At 35.6% G+C, this 17,297-nt stretch carries 17 protein-coding genes; 5 read left to right on the forward strand and 12 right to left on the reverse strand.

All coding sequences use genetic code 11. The features are described from left to right. Positions 1–54: 54 nt before the first annotated feature. A complete protein-coding gene (locus ACFO7M_RS03590) occupies positions 55–1,050 on the forward strand; it encodes an NAD(P)H-dependent glycerol-3-phosphate dehydrogenase (protein WP_379734056.1) in 996 nt (331 codons plus the stop codon). A gap of 8 nt (positions 1,051–1,058) precedes the next feature. Continuing rightward, positions 1,059–2,516: a tetratricopeptide repeat protein gene (locus tag ACFO7M_RS03595; protein WP_379718010.1), complete on the forward strand. Its 1,458-nt coding sequence runs from the start codon at positions 1,059–1,061 to the stop codon at positions 2,514–2,516. Positions 2,517–2,527: 11 nt separating this feature from the next. On the opposite strand, the gene ACFO7M_RS03600 is transcribed toward ACFO7M_RS03595, so the two are convergent. The 3 genes from ACFO7M_RS03600 to ACFO7M_RS03610 form a co-directional block, all read right to left on the reverse strand. Further along, entirely contained in the window at positions 2,528–2,935 is a 408-nt protein-coding gene (locus ACFO7M_RS03600) for a hypothetical protein (RefSeq protein WP_379718008.1), read from the reverse strand. A gap of 59 nt (positions 2,936–2,994) precedes the next feature. Then, entirely contained in the window at positions 2,995–4,014 is a 1,020-nt protein-coding gene (gene pheS, locus ACFO7M_RS03605; RefSeq protein ID WP_264544151.1) for a phenylalanine--tRNA ligase subunit alpha, read from the reverse strand. A 95-nt stretch (positions 4,015–4,109) separates the two neighbouring features. Further along, a complete protein-coding gene (locus tag ACFO7M_RS03610) occupies positions 4,110–4,466 on the reverse strand; it encodes a hypothetical protein (RefSeq protein ID WP_379718006.1) in 357 nt (118 codons plus the stop codon). A gap of 131 nt (positions 4,467–4,597) precedes the next feature. On the opposite strand from ACFO7M_RS03610, the gene ACFO7M_RS03615 reads away from it, so the two are divergent. Beyond that, positions 4,598–5,155 carry a CvpA family protein gene (locus tag ACFO7M_RS03615; RefSeq protein ID WP_379718004.1) on the forward strand — a complete coding sequence of 186 codons (558 nt, stop codon included), beginning with the start codon at positions 4,598–4,600 and terminating at the stop codon, positions 5,153–5,155. A gap of 35 nt (positions 5,156–5,190) precedes the next feature. Here ACFO7M_RS03615 and ACFO7M_RS03620 read toward each other — a convergent pair whose 3' ends face one another. From ACFO7M_RS03620 to ACFO7M_RS03655, 8 genes are all read right to left on the reverse strand, one after another. Then, complete coding sequence (locus ACFO7M_RS03620) at positions 5,191–5,934, reverse strand: tetratricopeptide repeat protein (protein ID WP_379718002.1); 744 nt, start codon at positions 5,932–5,934, stop codon at positions 5,191–5,193. Between the two features lie 68 nt (positions 5,935–6,002). Beyond that, positions 6,003–7,772 carry a BatD family protein gene (locus ACFO7M_RS03625; RefSeq protein ID WP_379734058.1) on the reverse strand — a complete coding sequence of 590 codons (1,770 nt, stop codon included), beginning with the start codon at positions 7,770–7,772 and terminating at the stop codon, positions 6,003–6,005. 16 nt (positions 7,773–7,788) lie between these two features. Then, entirely contained in the window at positions 7,789–8,523 is a 735-nt protein-coding gene (locus ACFO7M_RS03630; protein WP_379734060.1) for a tetratricopeptide repeat protein, read from the reverse strand. Between the two features lies 1 nt (position 8,524). Continuing rightward, positions 8,525–9,571 (reverse strand): VWA domain-containing protein, encoded by a 1,047-nt coding sequence (locus ACFO7M_RS03635; protein WP_379734062.1) that lies wholly within the window; start codon positions 9,569–9,571, stop codon positions 8,525–8,527. A 6-nt stretch (positions 9,572–9,577) separates the two neighbouring features. Continuing rightward, a complete protein-coding gene (locus tag ACFO7M_RS03640; RefSeq protein ID WP_379734063.1) occupies positions 9,578–10,579 on the reverse strand; it encodes a vWA domain-containing protein in 1,002 nt (333 codons plus the stop codon). Beyond that, a complete protein-coding gene (locus tag ACFO7M_RS03645) occupies positions 10,576–12,231 on the reverse strand; it encodes a BatD family protein (protein ID WP_379734064.1) in 1,656 nt (551 codons plus the stop codon). Before ACFO7M_RS03645 ends, ACFO7M_RS03640 begins: the two co-directional genes overlap by 4 nt. A gap of 5 nt (positions 12,232–12,236) precedes the next feature. After that, positions 12,237–13,103 (reverse strand): DUF58 domain-containing protein, encoded by an 867-nt coding sequence (locus ACFO7M_RS03650; protein ID WP_379717990.1) that lies wholly within the window; start codon positions 13,101–13,103, stop codon positions 12,237–12,239. 63 nt (positions 13,104–13,166) lie between these two features. Further along, positions 13,167–14,171: an AAA family ATPase gene (locus tag ACFO7M_RS03655; RefSeq protein WP_379734066.1), complete on the reverse strand. Its 1,005-nt coding sequence runs from the start codon at positions 14,169–14,171 to the stop codon at positions 13,167–13,169. A gap of 172 nt (positions 14,172–14,343) precedes the next feature. On the opposite strand from ACFO7M_RS03655, the gene ACFO7M_RS03660 reads away from it, so the two are divergent. Continuing rightward, on the forward strand, positions 14,344–15,213 hold the full coding sequence (locus ACFO7M_RS03660; RefSeq protein ID WP_379734068.1) for an aldo/keto reductase: 870 nt from the start codon (positions 14,344–14,346) through the stop codon (positions 15,211–15,213). 64 nt (positions 15,214–15,277) lie between these two features. Here ACFO7M_RS03660 and ACFO7M_RS03665 read toward each other — a convergent pair whose 3' ends face one another. Then, a complete protein-coding gene (locus ACFO7M_RS03665) occupies positions 15,278–16,087 on the reverse strand; it encodes a DUF4382 domain-containing protein (RefSeq protein ID WP_379717984.1) in 810 nt (269 codons plus the stop codon). Between the two features lie 72 nt (positions 16,088–16,159). On the opposite strand from ACFO7M_RS03665, the gene ACFO7M_RS03670 reads away from it, so the two are divergent. Then, positions 16,160–17,293, forward strand: a complete 1,134-nt coding sequence (locus tag ACFO7M_RS03670; RefSeq protein WP_379717982.1) for an ATP-binding protein — start codon at positions 16,160–16,162, stop codon at positions 17,291–17,293. The last annotated feature ends 4 nt before the right edge of the window (positions 17,294–17,297 follow it).

Raw genomic sequence — 17,297 nt, forward strand, 5'->3', positions numbered from 1 at the left:
AATAATTTAACAAGTAAAAAGGATGCCGTTACTATCGGGGCTAAAAATTCAACTATGAGTGAAAAACCGAAATTTGCTGTAATTGGTGGCGGTAGCTGGGCAACAGCCATCGTGAAAATGTTAACTATGAATGTGGACCAAGTCAATTGGTACATGAGAAGTGTGTATGCTTTAGAGCATTTGAAATTGCACCGTCACAACCCGAATTATTTGAGTTCGGTTGAGTTTGACATTAAAAAATTAAACCTCACCAACGATATCAATGAGGCCGTAAAAGATGCGGATTATGTTATTTTTGCCATACCGTCGGCATTTTTAAATAACGAACTTCAAAATCTAACCGAAGATTTACAAGGAAAGATTATTTTCTCTGCTATAAAAGGTATTGTACCAGAAACCAGTATGATTGTGGGCGAACACTTCCACAAAAATTACAATATTGCCTACGAAAACATTGGAGTTATTACCGGACCTTGCCACGCAGAAGAAGTTGCCTTGGAGCGCTTATCTTACTTGACAATTGCTTGTGGTGATACAGCAAAAGCGAAAGTGATGGCTAAAAATTTAGCCAGCTATTTTATCAAGACCAAAACTACGGATGACATCATCGGAACTGAATATGCAGCCGTTTTAAAAAATATTTATTCGATTGCAGCAGGAATTGCACATGGTTTAGGTTATGGCGATAATTTTCAGGCCGTTTTGATGAGTAATGCCATCCGCGAAATGAAACGATTCATCAAGAAAGTCCACAAAATGAAACGCAACATCAACAATTCGGCGTATTTGGGTGACTTATTGGTAACGGGTTATTCTGTGTTTTCTAGAAACCGAATGTTTGGAAACATGATTGGAAAAGGGTATACCGTAAAATCGGCACAAATGGAAATGAGCATGGTCGCAGAAGGCTATTATGCGGCAAAGAGTGCCTGGAACCTCAACAAGGAATATGCTGCCAAAACACCTATTTTAGATGCAGTTTACGAAGTACTATACGAAGGGAAAGAAGCGAAACAATCGTTCAAAAAACTAACCGATAAATTGGATTAAATTCATAAATGAAAAAAACACTTTTCCTCCTATTTTGCACCGCAACATGCCTTGCTCAAGAAAGCTATACTCGCAAAAATTTCGATTATCCCAAGTTAAAAGTTTCTACCGAAAATTGTTCTGAAGCAACTAACAATCAATTAAATACTGCTTTTGAAGCAATCGAACAAAACAATAGCAGTAAAGCAGTTCAAATTTCAGAAAAACTTTTCAAAGCTTATGATTGTCCTGAAGCGCATGAAGCCTATGCTGTAAGTTTATTTAGAAGTGGTGAAGTTATCGAAGGAGTCGAATTGATAGAAGCTGCAATTGAGAAGTTTGGCAGCAATCCTCAATTAATTAAAAGAAAAAGTCTTCTTTTACTAGAACTGTTTGAAAACGGCACAGGTCAAAGAAACATTGACGGCAATGCGGTTTATAAAGCAAAAAATGAAAAACTCAATTATGATGAGGAAAAATTCAAAATAGAAAATTTAAACACTGCACTAAACGATCTGATTTATCTGACTGAAACTTTTGAAGACACTCAGGAAGAAATATACATCATTGGCAAAATCTACCAATCAAAAAATGAATTTGAAAAATCGAATGAACAATTTCTAAAAATAGTCGAAATTCCAGAGTTCAAATCGGAAGTAGTTTTCAATATTGCTGAAAACTATATTGGTTTAAAAAATTACACTTTGGCAGAAGAATACCTGCTAAAATTATTAGAATCATATCCAAATGAACCTCAACTTCTTTCCAAGTTTTCGGAATTATACCAATTAGCTGGTGAAACAAGTAAAAGTGAACTATTCAATAAAAAAAGGTATTTCCATCAATTAGTACCTTCATTTTGTGAAATGGAATTTTCCGAAAAAAACCTTGAAACTATTAGTTTTTTCAATGACCAAAGTAACGATTACAAATCAAAAATCAACAAGCTTAAAGAAATAGAAAAAAATGAGAGTCAAAATTTCACAATTGAAACTTGCATCGCAATATTAAACATCCATGCCAATCATGGCAATGGACTCGAAGATGATGCTGCAAAAATGCTAACTAAAATAGGAATACCTTCGCTAGACAAAGTCCATCAATTATTCAATGCAAGAGTCTCCACATGCACAATTACCAACCTAGCTGAAATAATGGCAAGTCTAAAAGATGAAAGCTCTTGGCAAGTAATGGCAGATTATATTCCTCAAATTGCAAACATGCCCTCAACTTTAATTCCACCGAATGTACCGGAATATCTCATTAAATTTAACGAAGAAAGAGGATTGCGAGAAATTTTAAAAATCGTAAAACCAATGGTAACTAAGGACACGCAAAATGATGCAATGACTCAGTTAAGTTTTATGAATGAATATATTTACTTCAGTCCTTTAGAAAAAATCAGCTTCAAAAAAATCGAAGCAATCTGTAAAGATTTAGGTTACGACAAAAATGAATTAAATGAATTAAAAAAGACTCTTAAATAAAGAGTCTTTTTTTATTTCACCACTACCCCATTCACCCATAAATGCGGCACTTCTTCAGTTGCGCGTTCATTAATAGTATTTTTACGGAAGGTAAATTTCTTATCATACAAAGTGTTCCCTATGAAATAGGTTACCATAAACTCATTATTAAGCGCTAAAACGCTATTTTCAATCAATTCTACCTTAACAGCAGACACTGTTGGCACTTTTACAAAAGCGTGTCTTAAAAGCGATGTTTTGCGCATTTCACCATCTATGGTTCCGAACGCTTTGGAAACGACCATGACGCTGTCCAAATCAAAATCGGAATCATTGACTAAATACACATACCAGACTTTGTCCATAAAATCATCACTCCATTCCTGAACTGCGGCTAAGAACACATTTTCAACTTTCGGGATTTCTATGTCTTTTTTCATATTATTTGAAGAAAAAACCCTTTCGAGAGTACTTCTGAAAGGGTTTGTATTTAATTTCGTTATATACTCGATTTAAACTGCTCTAAGAAACGCACATCATTTTCATAGAACATACGGATATCACTGATTTGATATAAAAGCATCGCCATACGCTCGATACCCATACCGAAAGCAAAACCGTTGTATTCGTCAGGGTTGATATCACAATTTTTCAATACGTTTGGATCTACCATACCACAGCCCATGATTTCCAACCATCCTGTACCTTTGGTAATACGGTAATCGGTTTCGGTTTTTAATCCCCAATAAATATCTACCTCAGCACTTGGCTCTGTGAACGGGAAATACGACGGGCGCAATCTGATTTTTGACTTACCAAACATTTCTTTTGTAAAATACAAAAGCGTTTGCTTCAAGTCGGCGAATGAAACATCCTTGTCAATATACAAACCTTCTACTTGGTGGAAAATACAGTGTGATCGTGATGACACCGCTTCATTACGAAATACTCTTCCCGGAGAAATCGTACGGATTGGCGGTTTGTTATTTTCCATATATCGTACCTGTACTGATGAAGTATGCGTACGCAACAAGATATCCGGGTTCGTCTGAATAAAAAAAGTATCCTGCATATCTCTTGCCGGATGGTATTCCGGTAAATTCAATGCGGTGAAGTTATGCCAATCGTCTTCAATTTCAGGTCCTTCAGAAACGTTAAATCCAATGTTCGAAAAAATATCAATAACCTGATTTTTTACCAAAGATATTGGATGGCGTGAACCAATTTTGAACGGTTCAGCCGGACGCGACAAATCTCCGTAAATTCCTTTTACTTCTTCTTTACTTTCCAATTCATCCTGAATCGCTTTCACTTTCTCTTCAGCAATGGTTTTCAGTAAATTGATTACCTGACCAAATTCTTTTTTCTGATCGTTAGGTACATTCTTGAATTCTGCAAAAATATCCTTTACTAAACCTTTGCTTCCAAGGAATTTGATTCGGAATTCTTCCAGTTTCTCTTTATTTTGGGTTGTAAAAGCTTTCGCTTCTTCAATGTATTCTTTAATCTTATCTGTCATGGGTCTTTTCAATAAGGATGCAAAGTTACTATTTTTTGGTAATTGATAAACAGTTAAAGGCTAATGAATATGCTCATTTCTTTTTCTGAGCTGTATTATTCTATAAATCCGTTTTCAAGAAAATAATTCACAATCGCTTCTTTCATCAAAACCGACTGTTCACCTGCTTTAAGTGGTGGTAATTCGGCCTTAACAATGTAATGAGGCCAACCTTCATTGTCGAAATACTCAAACTCGTAATAGCCGTAAGGCTCCAACAAACGACATATTGCAATATGCATTAAATTGATTTTCTCGTCTTTTTTATATATTGTATTGAATTTACCCAGTTCCTGAACACCGATTAAATAAATAATAGCATCCAAATCCAAATCTTCCCCTTGTGAAAACTGATCTGAAAGTTTTTGCACCAGGAAATCCCAGCGTTCTTTGAGTTGTATATCGCGTGACATTGATTTTTATATGAGTTATGCGTTATGACTTAGAAGATCATAATCACAAAATTAGTCTGCAAAGATAGCATTGAAAATCTTTTCTATTGATTCTTTGAAGGAATTTCTTAATTTTGAGAAAAAGAGACAAAATGGGAGTTTTAGATATCGTAGTGGCTGTAGCATTAGTAGCTGGATTTTACAAAGGTTATAAAGAAGGATTATTTGTGGAATTAGCTTCGTTAGTAGCTTTTTTTATCGGGATTTTCATTGCCGTAAAATTCTCATATATCGTTCAAAATTTTCTAGGCGAAAGCGAATCTTGGTCGCCAAAAACGATTCAAGTCGTAGCTTTTATAATCACACTTTTGATTGTAGTGGTAAGCATCCATTTATTAGCCAAAACACTATCTGGTATAGCTAATTTTGCCTTTTTAGGATGGGCCAATTCGTTACTAGGAGGCGTATTTGGCGCCTTAAAAACCGCTCTTTTCTTTGGAATACTTTTACTTCTGTTTCAGAAAGTCAACACGAATTTCATCAAAGTCGATGAAAATCTACAAGAGAAAACAGTATTGGTTGGACCGTGTATGAAAACAGCCGAAATTGCTCTTCCGATATTAGGCGACTGGTTTAGCGAGGTAAAGGAAGAAGTTTTGGAATATGATAAAGCTGAAGACGCTGAATTTTCAAAGGATACTGTACAATAATAACATCACCAAAGCTTTTTCGGAATCAAAAAAAGCTATTTCAATTCTTTAATAGCCGATTTTGCTATCCAACCTTCTTTCTGATCAGACAGTTGAATTTTTCGATAGTTACCAATGTTTTCCAAAATATAGACTTTGGTACCTTCATGAAGAATAAAAGCCTTCTGAGCCGCGGCATTGGGTTCGCTTTTAACAATTACTTCCTTTTCAAAAACAATTGCCGGTCTTTCATTGTCCAATTTGTGTTTTTCCGAAAACCCGGAAATTAAACTTATGGCTACCATAAAAAAAGAAAAAAGCATTGCAAAAAAGAAAATTCGTTTGGTTTTAGTTTCACTAGCCAAATAATAACCTGCAAATGTCAAAAAGACAAAAAAGGACATGATTACAGCTATCCAAGCCCAAGTATCGAAATGCAGTCCAGAGGTAAAATCCAAAATAATTTTGGCAAAACCGACCTTAGGTGTTTCGGTAATTTCATCAATAGTCATTCCTTGAGCAAAACGGAGGTTATTTTCAATTTCAGCATCACCCGGGTTAAGCATTAAAGCTTTTTCATAATTATAAATGGCTGGGGCTACTTTTTTTAATTTATAATAGCAATTCCCTAAATTAAAATAAAGCTCTGCCGATTCTTTTTGAGTCTGAAGAATTCCTTCATATGTTGAAGCTGCTTCCACATACTTCGACTGTTGATACAAACTGTTCGCTGCATCAAATGCCTCCTGAGCCCAAAAAGATTGAGTAAGCAATAAAAATAGGTAGACTAAATTTTTCATTTCATCTTGTTGTATCTAAACACTTGTTTTATGCCTCGTGTTCGGTAATAATAAAATAGTTGTCAAAATCAAACCATCTGTTTCTCCAAATCAGATATTATACTCACCGCTAAATTGTAATCATTTTGAATACTCATACTGGTTGATGGAGCATAACGAGCAAAGTCACAACTTTCAGTCAGTGCAATGAATTGATCAACCGTTTCTGGATTTGCTTTCTTGAGTAATAATAATTCTCTTATCTTATCTTTACTCATTTCCGATGTTTCAATATTAAGCTTTGCTTTTAGAAAATTGTGCATTGCTTTTTCCAAAGCCACATAAAAAGGTGTTTTATTATCCAAGTGTTTTTGCGCCTCGGACAAATATTTCTTGGCTAACTTATTCGAGAGTCTAATTCGATTTCCTTGAACATCCGAATTACTTGCATCTTGTCTTCTGCGATAGACTACAAGCAAAGGAATCAATAAAAATGGAACAACCAATAAGCCGTAAAACAAACCTGATCCCAAGAAAAACTCTTTATCTTGCGATTTTAGTTCCGTTTTAGTTTTTATAAAACCGAAAGCAGCATTAGCCTTTACTTTCTTTTTATTTTCATTGACTACAACTGTATTTGCTGTAGTTCCATTCCCTTTCTCAACTTCCAAAAGAATCGGATTGGACGTGATTCTTTTGTATTGATTTGCTTTGGGATCAAAATAAGAAAAAGACACCGGTTCGATTGGATACTTCCCTGCATTTTGCGGTATTATAGTGTAATTATCAGAGATATCACCTGACATTCCCGAAGTTAATACCTTCACATTTTCTTTATGATCCGGATCATACATTTCCAGAGAAGCCTGTTCGACAGGTTTGGGTAATGTGAATAATTTTAAGTTCCCTTTTCCAGAAACTTGAATTTTCAAATCCAATGATTCACCGGTTTTTAATTTGGTTCTGCTTGGCACTACCTTTAAATCAAAAGATCCCACAGCACCAGTAAAATCTTCAGGTTTTCCATTTTCTGGCAACGTCTTTACATTAATTATTTTAGTACCTGTAGAAATTTTTCGTACCAAGGTTTTTGAAACCGGATCACCAAACACGTCGTATCCAGCCAACACATTTAACTCAACTTCAAGAACGATTGGATCGATGGCTATTTTTCCAGATTTCTGAGGATAAAGCACCACATTTTGTAAATCAAGACATCTAAATTCCTGTCCTTTATAAGTCACCACTTTTGGCGTTGGCGAGGTTTGATTGATTTGACTCCAAAAGTTCTCATATTTTGGAGGATTGCTTATTAATCCGTAATTCGTTAATCCAGCCTGGAGTCCAACTAACAATTTATAATTAATTGTAATTTGTTCATTTAAGTAAGGATTCGGATTAGAAACATCAGCAATTATAAAAATCTGTTCATTTTTTTGTTGACGTGTTTGCTTTTGCTGATTAGTATAGCCCGGATCATACGGATCATCTATTTGTACTGCATTACCAACTGTTATTTTTAACGCATTACTTTTGTAAATTTTCCCATTAATTTCAATAGTAGCTGGTTTTATCTGTAACACACCTTTTTTAACGGGCTGCAAAATAAAAGAATACGTTTTCTGAAAGGAGCGTCGATTATTAGAAATTACTGAGCTTATGGTTTGATTTGGTCCAGATAACACTTCAAACCCTTCAAATGAAGGCGGATCTAGGTTATCACCGTCATCGTTCATGATAAAACTAACCTGGATGCGTTCGTTGATCCCGATTTTATCACTGCTTACCCGCGCCACAAATTGCACTTGAGCGGCTAATCTGAAACTTAATAGTAATAGTATAAAAAGTATTCGCTTCATTTATTATTCTTTCCTTTTACCAATCTTTTCCGTTATCGATCGGATTTCCTTGTATTTTTCTTTCGTTAACCTTTTCCTGAACTTTCTTTTCATCGTTATTCACAGCTTCCAACAGGTTCTGTAAACGATCTTTCGGTATGTTTTTAGGTTTAGGCTGCGGATTATTTTGATTTTGATTATCCGGCTTATTTTGTTTACTATTGCTTTGATTCTTCGCGTTTTGTTCGCTTTTTTCCTTTTGATTCTGTTCTTTATTCTTATCCTTGTTCTTCTCTTTATTAGAATCGCCTTTTTCCTCCTTTTTATCATCACCTTTTGGCGGATTCTCTTTCAGCATTTTCTTTGCCAACGCATAATTGTAACGAGTTTCTTCATCGGAAGGATTATTTCGCAACGCATTTTTATATGCTTCTACAGCTTTGTCATATTCCTTTTCTTTCATAAAAACGTTACCTATGTTGTGATAAGCTCTATGTTTTTGTTGCTTATCTACGGCTGTTTCTATTGCTTTTGCAAAGGCAGCTTTTGCTTCAACGGGTTGATTTTGTCTATAAATCGCATTCCCTAAATTGTAACTTGCCGCCGCTTTTTTGGGATGCTTACCTTTTGATACTCTATAATTTGCTTCTGCATCGGCATATTCTTTTTTAGCAAATTGCGAATTTCCTTCAGGTAAATCAAAATCTTTTTTCTCTTGATTAAAACCACTGATTGAAAGCAACAAAAATACTATTTTAAAAATGCTTTTCATGCTACTTCTCTTTCTTCTCGTTAAACAAATCTAATTTCTGCACCCATTTCGTTTTTCGTTCTAACAAAAAAACATCAAGTAACAATACGAAAAACACAACCCCTATAAACCATTGGTATTGCGATTGAAAATCGGCCATTGCAACCGCTTCAAACTCTGATTTTTGACTTGCATTTATTTTTTTCAGAATAAAATTCACCACTTGCTTCGTGCTGGTTCCATCTGCATAATATCCTTTAGATGCATCAGCAATAGCTTGTAATGCCTCAGGACGAAGCTTTGTAATTACTTTATCTCCGGTAGCTTTGTCGATATGATAACTTTCAAGCACGCCATTATTCTTAATTGGAATTGGTCCACCCGAAGTTGTCCCCACTCCGACAGTAATTATCTGAATTCCTTTGTTGGCAGCAGATCCGGCAGCAGATTCGGCCTCTTCCGAATGATCTTCACCGTCTGTCACCATAATCAGCAGTTTTTTGGATTTCTCTCTGCCTTCAAAATATGTTTCTGTAAGTTGAATTGCTTCATTAAGATTACTACCTTGAGAAGATATCATCCCAGGATTCATCGTTTGCAAATACATTTTGGCAATATTGTAATCCGTTGTAATAGGCAAAACTGGAAATGCACTTCCGGAATAAGCTATAATACCAATTCGATCGCTTTTTAAATTCCCAATAACCTGTGAAACAATCTGTTTACTTTTTTCCAAGCGATTGGGGGCAATGTCTTCCGCCAGCATACTTTTAGAAACATCAATTGCAAAAACGATATCAATCCCTTTACTTTTCACTTTTTCGGTCTTTGTTCCAATTTTAGGGTTAACCAATCCGAAAATCAACATAATCATACCAAAGAGAAAAAGCACAAACTTCACTATTGGTTTTACATTGGATTTTTCAGGACTTAGTTTTTTTACCAAATCAGAATCCCCAAACTCGGTTTGTTTTTTTTGTTTCCAGAATTGCATCCATACAAAAAGAATTACCAAGAAAGGCAACAATAGTAATAAATACAAGTATTTTGATTCGTCTAATTCGTACATTTCAACTTAAATAAAACTTCTGAAAATCGTATTTCTCAACACCATTTCAATCAATAACAACAAACCTGCCAACCCCGCAAAAATTCTGAATTTTTCGTCGTAATTAACATACTTTAACTCTTCTATTTTTGTGGTCTCCAATTTATTAATTTCTTTATAAATCCCTTCCAAAGCTGCCTTATCAATAGCTCTAAAATATCGTCCTCCCGTCTTTTCGGCAATTTCCTTTAATAATTTTTCATCGATTTCTACAGGTTGCATTCTAAACAAAGGTTGTCCATTCGGTGGAAAAAAATAAGGAAAAAGAGCATTTCCATTAGTTCCTATTCCAATGGTATACACTTTAATACCTAAATCAGCTGCAATTTCCGAAGCCATCACAGGCTCTAAGAAACCCGAATTGTTAACACCGTCGGTCATTAAGATGATAACTTTGCTCTTGGCTTTACTGTCTTTTAGTCTATTGACCGCTGTAGCCAACCCCATTCCGATAGCAGTCCCATCCTGTATCACTCGGTCGTATTGAATAGTATTAACAGCATTCAACACTACAGCTTTATCTATGGTCACCGGTACTTTCGTATAGGCTTCAGCTGCATAAACTACCACCCCGATTCTATCATTGACACGTTCAATGATAAACTTTGAGGCAACATTTTTTAATGCTTCCAACCTATTTGGTTCTAAATCTCTTGCCAACATACTACTTGAAACATCGGTTGCAATCACTATATCAATACCGTTGGCGTCATTGTTTTTATTACTCAGATCAATAGTTCGAGGTCGCGCCAAAGCTACTATTAACGCGCTCAATGCCAAAATTCGCAACACGAATAAAATCGGTTGAAGCTTAGGCAATACTGATGCTGATGACTTGAAACCTTTCAAGGAACTTACTTTTAGGGTCGGTTTTTCTTCATTACGTTTGACAAAATACCAAACTACTGCTAAAGGCAATAGCAGAAACAACCAAAAAAACTCAGGATTTAGAAATGTAATTTTGATCATTGCTTAACTATTTTTAGTTCGACTGAATTCAACATACGGTCCGCAATTTTCTGACCATAAGCATCGCCATCTTTATGTACAATCATAACTTGCTGCAAGCCGCCAGACTGACTGAAAAGAATTACCTCGTAATATAACTGTTCTCCATCAACAGTCATGGTTCCATAACCTTTAATTCCATTCACTCCTTTTTCGGTACTAAATGCTTCCTGTTTGACCATCAAATTTTGAACACCTTGGCTTTCTATCATTTTTACCGTAGCATCTAAAGCAGCATTCAAATCGATTTCATTGTCTTGTTTGAACATTCCGCTGTGATAAATTCCGCCGGCTTCAGCTTCTTTTTGAGGCTTAAATCCTGTTGTGGAAACCATAATATAAAAATGGTCTGTGATAGCACCAAAACTAAACATTTGAATTTCTTTAACCAGCGCCAGCGCATTCTTAGGAATGACCCTTTTGGGCTCCAAACGCTTTAATACCTTGGGTGTTTCAATTACAATTGAAGGATTTCCGTACTCAGAAGCAATCCAATCTGTTTCCCACAATTCCTCAGCTGAATATCCACTAAACCCATTTTTCACATAATCGACTCCTTTGGTAATTGTAATAAAAGTAAGAACCAACAGTAGAACCAGCCCCGTAATACCACTTAAAGCAATAATTGTTTTTTTCTGCTTTTGTTTCTTCAAAAACTCTTGTTGTTCTTTTTGCCAACTCAAACTAGTATCGTCAACAACAACAGGTATTGCATCATGTAATGAAAGTATACTATTCTTAATTTTATCGGTATCTTCTGAAATTTCCTCTTGTTGGGGTTTGGATTTGGCGAATTTTACCAAATCGGCTTGATTTAAAACCTTTTCCAATCCCTCCAGGCTCCCTTTAGCCAACTTCATTTTCTTTTTGCTTACAGCTATCCTAAGTGAGGTAATCAATTCGGAGGTTGTACTTTCTTTTGCCGGAATTTCTATTGCTTTTTCAATATACTCTCTTGCAATATCCGTCATTTCGGAATAATATTCTTTAACCTGACCCTTTTCCAGCAACTTTTTCTTTTCCAACAATTCCAATAGTACAGATGCCTTTTCTACAGGAGAATTATATACCTCTTCCTCCTCCGAAGTTCTATTCTGGTGTTTTTTAAAAAAATTGTAAGCCAGATAACCCAAAACTGAAACACCTAATACTCCTAAAAGATATTTCCACCAATCACCAAACGGCCTTTCTGCCTCCATTATGGGTTTGATATCGTACATTTTTTGTTTCAATGTATCAACCTTCACATCGAAGACCTGTATTTTTATACTATCCGACAAAACGGTCTTTTTATTGATTAAAACCGGAATTCTTGGAATAGTGTATTTTCCTGTGTCGAACTGAGTTAAACCGTATTTTTTAATCCATTGGTATTTTGTATCCTCTTTTATTGTATCTATCGGATACGATTCAATCACTTCTAGTCCGCCATAAAATTTTTCTTGAGGAAAAAAGATCTTAGTCGATGAATTTCCCTTCACAGTAAGAGTCAATGTAAACTGAGCACCAATCTTATTTTTTGTGGTATCGATTTTGGTTTCCAACGATTGTGAATAGGCCAAAGTCTGGCACAACACAACAAACAGAAAACTGTATTTTATTAGCACTTTCATTAATCTCATCTTGATTTAAAATACCCTAGTAACTTTGTTACATAACTTTCGTCTACTCTTGTATTAACCGTTCCAGCTCCACATTTTGAAAATACTTCCTTAAAGTAAGCGGCTTTGTTGTTGTAATATTTTTCAAACTCCAAACGTACCTTAGCAGAACCTGTATTCACCCATTGTGTTTGTCCAGTTTCAGCATCCTGCATGGCCACCAATCCGATATCGATCATTTTTTCTTCACGAACATCATAGACTCTGACTCCCGTGATATCATGTTTTTTACTCGCGATCTTTAAGTTTTTTTCATAATCATCATCAGCGATAAAATCAGAAATCATAAATACGATTGCCTTTTTCTTTTGAGTTGCTGATAAGAACTGAATCGCCTGTGATATATTCGTTTTATTACTTTTGGGCGTAAACTCTATTAGTTCCCGGATTATACGCAATACATGCGGCTTCCCTTTTTTGGGTGGAATATACAATTCAATTTCATCTGAAAACAGGATCAATCCTATTTTGTCATTATTTTGAGTAGCAGAAAATGCTAATGTGGCCGCAATTTCTGTTACTATTTCACTTTTGAGTTGATTTTTAGTACCAAAACTTTCCGAACCCGAAACATCTACCATAAGCATCATGGTCAATTCCCGTTCTTCTTCAAAGATTTTTACGTAAGGTTCATTGTAGCGAGCGGTAACATTCCAATCGATATTTCGGACATCGTCTCCGTATTGGTATTGTCGTACTTCCGAAAAAGTCATTCCGCGTCCTTTAAAAGACGTATGGTATTCTCCCGAGAAGATATGATCACTCAATCTTCGAGTCTTGATTTCAATTTTGCGGACTTTTTTTAGTAACTCTTTGGTATCCATTTTTATAGGCAATAGTAATAGACAAAACTATAATTTGCGGCTAGTCTGTTTTGACTGATTACTTTATGGCACTTCTATTTCGTTAACGATCTTATTGATAATTTCGACTGAAGTAATATTTTCAGCTTCTGCTTCGTAAGTAATTCCGATACGGTGACGCAATACATCATGAACAACCGCACGAACATCTTCCGGAATAACATAACCACGGCGTTTGATAAACGCATAGCATTTTGCTGCCATTGCCAGATTGATACTTCCACGAGGTGATGCACCAAAACTGATTAAAGGCTTTAACGATTCTAGACGGTATTTTTCTGGGTAACGCGTTGCAAAAACGATATCCAGAATGTATTTTTCAATTTTTTCATCCATATAGACTTCGCCAACTGCTTGCTGAGCACGAAGAATTTGCTCTATGGAAACTACCGGATTGACTTTTTCAACATTCCCACTTAAGTTTTGTCGAATCACTAAACGTTCGTCTTCCATCTTAGGATAATCAATTACCGTTTTGAGCATAAAACGATCCACTTGCGCTTCAGGTAATGGATATGTTCCTTCTTGTTCGACCGGATTTTGCGTTGCCAATACCAAGAAAGGCTTTTCTAATTTGAAAGTTGAGTCTCCGATAGTCACTTGTTTTTCCTGCATAGCTTCTAATAGTGCCGATTGCACTTTAGCAGGAGCACGGTTAATTTCATCTGCTAAAACGAAATTTGCAAAAACAGGTCCTTTTTTTATAGTGAATTCATTCTGTTTGACATTATAAATCATAGTTCCGACCACATCAGCAGGAAGTAAATCGGGAGTAAACTGAATACGACTAAAACTTCCGTGAACAGCTTGTGACAATGTATTGATAGCTAAAGTTTTTGCCAATCCCGGTACACCTTCCAGTAAAATGTGCCCTTGTCCCAAAAGTCCAATCAATAAACGTTCAATCATGTGCTTTTGACCCACGATTACTTTGTTCATTTCCATAGTAAGCAAATCAATAAAAGCACTTTCACGCTCTATTTTTTCGTTAATGGCTCTTATATCTAAAGTCGTTGAATTTTCTTCCATCGTCATTTTTTTAAGGTCGTGAAATTAACATTTCAATTAATACTACGCAAATTGAAAATTAAATTACATTGATGCTGTTAATAATGCGTTAAATCTTAAAGAAATAGCTTATTTTTAGGCTTTGTTTAGGATTACCTTCGACAAATTTTAAGAACTACTAATTCAATTGACTTTGAAACCAAAATTATCCCAAATAATAGCCGGCACCATGACTTGGGGAAGCTGGGGAAAAAATCTTGACACAAAAGGAATGATTTCAATCATGGAAAGTTGTTTACTGCGTCAAATTTCCACATTTGATCATGCCGATATTTATGGTGGACATACCACGGAAGAATCATTCGGTAAGGCATTCGCAGAAAGTGGTCTCGAACGAGATACTATTCAAATTATTTCAAAATGTGGTATTAAATATCCTTCTGAAAAGAGAGATTATGGCATCAAACACTACGATTACTCTAAAGACTATATTCTTTGGAGTGTTGACCAATCGTTACAAAATTTAAAAACAGATTATCTCGACGTTTTATTATTACACAGACCTAGTCCACTCATGAATGCTGATGAAATAGCTGAAGCGGTTGACAAACTAAAATTTCAGGGCAAAATAAGAAGTTTTGGGGTTTCCAATTTCACCTCATCACAAACCGAACTCATTCAACAAAAAATAAAGATCGATTATAATCAAATTCAATTTTCAGCAACTCATCATGAAGCAATGACCAATGGTGATTTGGACTTTATGCAAGTACATCAAATTACACCCATGTCTTGGAATCCGCTGGGAAATGTATTTCGAGAAAAAAATGAGCAAACTGAACGGTTACAAGAACTTTTAAAGCAATTGAGTCAAAAATACCAAACCACAACTGACACCATTTTACTTGCCTGGATTTTACAACATCCTAGTGGTATTTTACCAGTAATCGGAACCACTACACCCGCGCGTCTAAAAAACGCATCCGAAGCCTGCACTTTGCAATTGAATTTGGAAGATTGGTTTGCCGTATGGACCGAAAGCATGGGTAACAAAGTCCCTTAAAATAAAAAGCACCAGCCCGAATGAGAGAAAGGCTGGTGCTTAGAACTAACTAAAATCAAGATTTTTATATACTCAGCGCACCGATATTGGTAACCTGACCGTTTACAACAACCACGTTATCAACTACTAGTGGCGCAAGACCCGAAGTAGGATCCGGTGTTAGTGTAACACTATATGTACCTGCTGGAACACCATTTATTTGGAATTTTCCTTCAGCGTCTGCAAATGCAGAAACAGCTACTCCATTCACCAGAACAGATGCCAATACTTGAACTCCCGCAGGTGTTGTGGTTACAGTACCTGCAATGCTTCCGGAATTCACAACCGAAGAAACTCTGATAACAGGATTCAAATTAAAATTACCAGAACTTCCTGCTTCCACTACAATAGACTTATCCACATCAAAATCCAACAAGAAATCATAAGTAAACCCTGGTTCCAACGTTTGATTCACCAAAAGTTTCAATCCCGATTGTTGTGCACTTGGTGTTTTTAAAGGATACGTTACGCCATCCTTTACCACTGTATTTTCGTCACCTAAAATCAATCGAATTTGTCCTAATTTCCCTGAAGGAATAACAGCTCCATCTGCTAATAAAGCATTTACGCCACCTGTCAAGTCTAACAAATTATAAACTTGCGGTGTTGCAGTTCCAATACTTATCCATCCACTGTCATCGGTCCCTGCGTCGGATTTTATCATAACGTCTAAGACTTCAACATTAACGGCTTCATAATCGCCTGGGGCGTCGGTCATTCTAACATTTACTTTTGATGTTTTTTCAGTATCATCGTTATCACTACAACTTACTACGGAAAACGTTGCAAAGACAATTAAAAGTAGGCCTAAAAATTTCAAATTATTGATTCTCATAGCTTGGGTTTTTGAATTAATAATATTGAATTAACGCTAAAAAATGTATTTTAGTATATCTATTCCCGGATAATGATTAATAAGAGACTACTTATCAAGAACTTATTGGCTCACAATGATGAGAATAGTTTTTATGATAAAAAACGACAATTGAATCTGCATACAAGAGAAGGAAAAGGCAAATTTTTGAAGCATATCTGCGCGTTATCCAATTCCAATCCAAACAATAATTCATATATCGTTGTTGGTGTTGAAGATGAGAGCAATGAAATTGTGGGCGACGATTTTTTTGACGACAGCCGTATCCAGAACCTCGTCAATGCCTTTTTAGAAAATCCTCCCAAAATACAGTATGAAAACGTTCCATTTCCGCATTTACCAAAAGACAAGGTAATCGGATTAGTTACGATCAAACCCAATCATAAAACTTCTTATTTCAAAAAAGGGATCCACACTATAGTAGCAAATACCACATTTGTAAGGATTGGCAGCAACACTATTCCAACGGAAGATAAGATTCCTTATTCCAAACAAAACATAGAAACGGTTATCAGTATCGAAAACAATTCCAGAAACAGCATTGCCCATACACTTGATGGTGTGCTGGATTTTATGAATGTGCGACATAAAGATATGGACACCAAACACAAAGTCTTTAAAGAACTTTTTGTGGTTTGCTGGGCAGGAAACAAAAAAAAGATACGGGACATCACTTATTTTTCCAGAGTTGACATTGAACTAATAAACGAACAAATAAAACTTTTTTATTCGGCACAAGACGAAGTAACTATAGAATACACTGACAGTACTTTTGTCATAACTGAATATATTCCGTTAGGATTAAATGACAAAACCAGTTATTATCCTTTGGAAAAAATGACCATTACTTTTTTTGACAACGGCTATTACAAAATGGAAACCCAAATGCTCTTTGAGCCGCCAGTGTTTAATAAAAAAGTACTACATCATATTTACAATTCGAACAAGGCTTTATTGGAAAAAATGGAAAAAGGATTGATTTTAAGCGAGAGAGAGGAAAAAGATCTTGAAAACTTACCCTCTACTTTTATGCTTTGCTATTTAAATGGATTTGAAGACGCAAAACAGCGATTGATTGATGCGAAATCGCTTCTCAAACCCTATCCAAACATTTATATAAGTTTCAAGGAAGCATTACGGGTTCTTCGAAAAATGAAATACGATTAAAGAC

It is taken from the genome of Flavobacterium sp. GCM10023249 (assembly GCF_042653365.1).
GTDB lineage: Bacteria > Bacteroidota > Bacteroidia > Flavobacteriales > Flavobacteriaceae > Flavobacterium.